Consider the following 3,115-nt stretch of genomic DNA (forward strand, 5'->3'; position numbering starts at 1 on the left):
CGTAGGCGAGCTCGCCGGCGGGGCGCCTGGCCATGTCCTCGAGGCCGACGCGGGAAAGGGCGGCGAAGGTGGCGGCTTCGAGGTTGGCGTGGCCGCGGCCCCGCGACTGGCTCTGGGCGGCGAGGGCGACGTTGTCGAAGACCGGGAGGCGCGGGTAGATCGAGGTGATCTGGAAGGTGTAGGCGATGCCGCGGCGGACGCGGGCGTGGGCGGGGACGTGGGTGATGTCCTCGCCTTCGAAGGTGATCTGGCCCGTGTCGGGGGCGAGGCGGCCGCAGAGCAGGCTGACGAGGGTGGTCTTGCCGGCGCCGTTCGGGCCGATGAGGGCGTGGATCTCGCCTTGCGTCAGGTCGAGGTCGACGTCCTGGACGGCCTTGAGGCCGCCGAAGCTGCGGCTGAGGTGGCGGGTGGTGAGGAGGGTCAGCGCCATCGGAGGGTGCCGAGGAGGCCGCGGGGGGCGAAGAGGACGAGGAGGATGAGGGCGGCGCCGACGACGAGGAGGGTGGCGTCGGTGACGCGGGAGGCCTGGTCGATGACGTAGAACATCAGCGCCGTGCCGAGGAGGGGGCCGAGGATGGTGCCGGCGCCGCCGAGGAGGACCCAGAGGAGGGGGAGGATCGAATACTGCACGCTGGCGAAGGTGGCGCCGACGTAGCCGAAGAGGAGCGCGTAGGCGGCGCCGGCGCCGCCGGCGTAGAGGCCGGAGAGGGTGAGGGCGAGGAGGCGGTAGCGGAAGGGGTCGTAGCCGAGCATGCGGGTGCGCTCGGGGTTCTCGCGGACGGCGGTGAGGATGCGGCCGGTGGGGGAGCGGGTGAGGGCGAGGGAGGCGAGGAGGCCCAGGGCGAAGAGGGTGAAGGCGAGGGCGTAGCGGGGGGCGTCCTGGGAGAGGTCGAGGGGGCCGAGGGCGCGGGCGGCGCGGGGGAGGGTGAAGCCCTCGTCGCCGCGGGTGATGTCGCCGAAGTAGAGGATGGCGAGGTAGCCGGCCTGGGCGAACATCAGGGTAACGATCATGAAGGCGGTGCCGGTGGTGCGGAGGGCGAGGAGGCCGGTGAGGGCGGCCGTCAGCGCGCCGGCGGCGAGGCCGGCGGGGAGGGCGAGGGTGGCGGGGAGGGATAGCTGGGTGATCGCGAGGCCGGCGGCGTAGAGGCCGGCGGCGAAGAAGAGGGCGTGGCCGAGGGAGAGGAGGCCGGTCATGCCGAAGGCGAGGTTGTAGCCCATGGCGAAGGTGGCGAGGACCATGATCCGGGCGAGGTTGGTGCTGTGGTAGGCGGGCAGGAGGAAGGGGGCCGCGGCGAGGAGGGCGAGGACGGCGAGGGAGGGGAGCCAGGGCCTCATGTCTGGCCTCCTCTAGCGCGGAACCGTGCCTCTATCCCCGCCCGTGCGAAAGCACGGGATGCGCCTGCCTGCCCCCCGGGCAGGCGCATTCGCGCCCGCCCCAGGCAGGCGCTCCCGTGCCCTTGGGAGAGCGGGGCTGGGCCAAGGCTTTTCACGCGGGGCGCCGGCCGAAGAGGCCCTGGGGGCGGAAGACGAGGACGAGGGCGACGAGGAGGGTGGCGAGGATCTTCGCCAGCGTCGGCGAGAAGAAGACGGAGATGATGCCGTCGGAGAGGCCGATGAGGAGGGCGGCGATGACGGTGCCGCGCAAGGAGCCGAGGCCGCCGATGATGACCACGATGAAGGAGAGGAGGAGGGGGTCGGCGCCCATCAGGTAGTGGGCCTGCTGGATGGGGACGATGAGGACGGCGGCGGTGGCGGCGAGGGCGGCGCCGAGGCCGAAGACGAAGGCGTAGACCCGGTCCACGTCGATGCCGAAGGCGGTGGCGGTCTCGCGGTCCCATTGCGTCGCGCGCATCAGGAGGCCGATGCGGGTGCGGGTGAGGAGGAGCCAGACGGCGGCGAGGACGAGGATGGCGAAGGCGATGACGGCGAGCTTGTAGCCGGAGTAGCCGAACCAGGGGAACTGCAGGCGGAGGTCGAAGGGGGCGGGGACGGCGCGGGCGTCGGGGCCGTAGAGGGAGAGGGCGCCCTGCTGCAGGACGTAGCCGAAGCCGATGGTGGCGACGATGACGGCCTCGGGCTCGTAGTCGAGGCGGCGGAGGACGAGGCGGTCGAGGGCGACGGCGATCAGGGCGGCGACGAGGGGGGCGACGAGGAGGGCTGCCAGGAAGCCGAGGGTGGGGTTGGCGAGGGTGTGGGCGACGGTCCAGGCGAGGACGGCGCCGAGCATGAAGAACTCGCCGTGGGCGACGTTGACGACGCGCATGACGCCGAAGACGAGGGAGAGGCCGACGGCGGTGAGGGCGAGGACCGCCGCCATGACCAGGCCCTCGAGGGTGGCGAGCAGGAGGAAGGGGGCGAAGTCCACGTCAGGCCGGGGCCGTGCGCACGCGGTGTCGCACGCGTGCGACGCCGGGCAAGTGCTTGGGAGGACGGGGATATTTCTCCGGCATTTACCCGATGTTCATGAAGGTTACCGGCCGGGGCGCTCAGAAGGGCATGGTCGTGTAGTCGACCTCGTCGGGGTAGAGGCCGTCCTCGATCGCGGTGGTGTGGACGACGTTCATCCGGCCGTTCTCGACCTTGGAGATATGCTGGTGGCCGAAGACCTGGTGGGTCCTGCCGTTGAAGACCTTGTCGCCCTGGGGGTGCTCGTTCCCGGCCTTGAAGTCGGTCATCGCCTCGATGGCCTCGACGACCTTCTGGCGGTCGGCGGTGGTCTGGTAGGAGGCGGCCTCCATGGCCTGCTTGATGACGAAGAGGGTCTCCCAGCAGGAGAACATGTGGGCGTAGGTGGAGACTTCCTTGGCGTCGGCGGTCGAGGCGCCGTTGTCGTCGACACCGACGGCGGTGCGGTAGAAGGTCTCGAACTCGGAGGCGCCCTCCTGCTTGTAGCGGGGGTGGCCTTCCCAGAAGTGGGAGCCGTCGAGGAACTCGAGGCCGGGGGTGTTGATGTCCACCGCTTCCAGGGAGTCGATGAAGCCGAAGATCTCGGGGTGGCCGGCGGTGCCGTAGAATTCGCCGAGCTCCTTGACGAAGGTGAGGACGGCGGGGCCGACCATCACGTGGTAGATGACCTCGGTCTCGCGCGGGATGCGCGGGAGGTAGCGGGTGAAGG

General features: G+C 71.0%; 3 protein-coding genes and 1 pseudogene. All 4 read right to left on the bottom strand.

Annotated features, from left to right (window positions below; all coding sequences use genetic code 11):
* A partial coding sequence (locus Q0112_RS09375; RefSeq protein ID WP_297974367.1) for an ATP-binding cassette domain-containing protein occupies positions 1 to 430 on the bottom strand: 430 nt, incomplete at its 3' end.
* Complete coding sequence (locus Q0112_RS09380) at positions 421 to 1,335, bottom strand: branched-chain amino acid ABC transporter permease (RefSeq protein WP_297974370.1); 915 nt, start codon at positions 1,333 to 1,335, stop codon at positions 421 to 423. The genes Q0112_RS09375 and Q0112_RS09380, both read right to left, overlap by 10 nt.
* A gap of 151 nt (positions 1,336 to 1,486) precedes the next feature.
* A complete protein-coding gene (locus Q0112_RS09385; protein WP_297974372.1) occupies positions 1,487 to 2,365 on the bottom strand; it encodes a branched-chain amino acid ABC transporter permease in 879 nt (292 codons plus the stop codon).
* 121 nt (positions 2,366 to 2,486) lie between these two features.
* A pseudogene (locus tag Q0112_RS09390) lies at positions 2,487 to 3,115 on the bottom strand (ABC transporter substrate-binding protein); the annotation flags it as partial.

Source organism: uncultured Amaricoccus sp. (assembly GCF_937858865.1).
Lineage (GTDB): Bacteria > Pseudomonadota > Alphaproteobacteria > Rhodobacterales > Rhodobacteraceae > Amaricoccus.